At 60.6% G+C, this 1791-nt stretch carries 2 protein-coding genes and 1 pseudogene; all 3 read left to right on the forward strand.

Features of this window, described 5'->3' with window-relative positions; all coding sequences use genetic code 11:
• Window positions 1-225, forward strand: a pseudogene (locus AC1DOC_RS32210) (ABC transporter ATP-binding protein); the annotation flags it as partial.
• Between the two features lie 32 nt (window positions 226-257).
• Window positions 258-1031, forward strand: coding sequence for an SDR family NAD(P)-dependent oxidoreductase (locus AC1DOC_RS32215; RefSeq protein WP_478080732.1), 774 nt, complete (start codon window positions 258-260; stop codon window positions 1029-1031).
• Window positions 1032-1056: 25 nt separating this feature from the next.
• Window positions 1057-1791: Rieske 2Fe-2S domain-containing protein (locus AC1DOC_RS32220; RefSeq protein ID WP_478131391.1), on the forward strand; the 735-nt coding region annotated here is incomplete at its 3' end.

Below are 1791 nucleotides of genomic sequence, written 5' to 3' on the forward strand. Positions count from 1 at the left end.
ACACAGGGCCTGGCACCCATGGTGGTCCAACAGATTGGTGACGTGATCAAGTTGCTGAAGTCCGAAGGGGTCGCGGTCCTGCTTGTCGAGCAGAACCTGAACCTCACCGAGCGCATCTCGGACCGCATCCTGGTGATGTCCAAAGGAAAAGTTGTGGAGACGCTCTCCATCGCCGATTTCAAGGCCGACGCGGAGCGCGTCCATCGTCAGTGGCTGACGATCTGAACATCTTTCGATTGAGAATCAGGAGCTATCAGATGATCGAATTCAACGGCAGCCCGCTGCTGGACGGCCAGGTGGCTGTGGTGACCGGGGCGGGTCAAGGGATGGGGCGCGAGATCGCCATCGGCCTTGCCGCAGCGGGCGCGAAGGTGGTGGTCGCCGACGTCAACATGCAGACCATCGAAGAGACCGTCGCGCTGATCACGCGGCAGGGAGGCACCGCATGGTCAGTGCTTTGGGACGTATCCGATCCCGACCAAGCGAAGCAGGCCGCGGCTCATGTCCACGACTTGGCCGGCGACGCGTCCATTCTCGTGAACAACGCGGGCATCCATCGCCGCGGTCAGTTCGGCGAGGAGGGCCACTTTGGCACTTGGCGTGAGGTCATGGCGGTGAACCTGGACGGGATCATGTACGGCATCACGGCTTTTCTGGATCAACTCAAGCGCACCAAAGGCAACATCATCAATTTGGCGTCGATCCAATCCTTCACCGCAGCCCCGAACTTCACGACGGCCTATGCCGCCAGCAAGGGCGGGGTGGCGATGCTGACCAAATCGCTGGCGGTAGACCTGGCCCAGCATGGCGTGCGCGTCAACGCCATCGCACCCGGCTTTATCGAAACCCCGCAAACCGCCGTCTCTCGGGCCAATCCCGACCGCGTCGCGTTCGTCATGTCGCATACACCGATGAAGCGCGCTGGCCGCGCAGACGAGATGGCAGGCCCTGCTGTCTTTCTGGCTTCGCACCTTGCTTCCTTTGTGACCGGCGTCATTCTCCCGGTTGACGGCGGCTTTCTCACCCTTTGATTCGAGTCTCGATAAGGAATACACCATGGCACACGTCAACAAACTCGATGTACTGTCCCACGTGAGCAAAGAAACGCCGGTCGGTGAACTGTTCCGATCCGTTTGGCTGCCCGCTTTGCTTTCATCTCAACTGCCCGAGCCCGGCTGCGCGCCCGTGCGCCTGAAGCTACTCGGCGAAGAGCTCGTCGCTTTCCGTAACGGCAAGGGTGAGGTCGGCATCGTTCAGGCCAACTGCGCCCACCGACTCGCACCGCTCTTTTATGGACGGGTAGAGCAGGAAGGCATCCGATGCAACTACCACGGATGGCTCTACAACGCCTCTGGCGACTGCCTGGAGATGAAGAACGCAGCCGACCAATCGATCTGCAAGAAGGTCAAGTTGACCGCTTACAAGGCACAGGAGAAAGCCGACATCGTCTGGGTGTTCATGGGCAGCGGCGAACCCCCGTCGCTTCCCCAATTTCCGTGGATCGATCTGCCGAAGTCGCAGCGCAATGCGACGGTGTGGATCCAGGAGTCCAACTGGCTGCAGGGCATGGAAGGCGAACTGGACAGCTCGCACGTCTCGATCCTCCACACGAACCCGGCCACGATGGCGACCTCTCCGGTGCACCGTCCATATTCGGCGATTGACATCACGCCCAAGCTGTTCGCCAAGGATACGTCCATCGGCGTCATCGGCATCGCCCGCCGCAACGCTGACGAGAATTTCTATTGGCGCGTCTCTCAGTTCATGGCCCCGTGCTTCAGTTCCATCCCC

This window comes from Variovorax sp. 01T439_2 (assembly GCF_056398445.1).

Excerpts from the sequence above, each read along its gene's own strand:
- AC1DOC_RS32215 (WP_478080732.1), top strand. The coding sequence starts at position 258 with ATGATCGAATTCAACGGCAGCCCGCTGCTGGACGGCCAGGTGGCTGTG.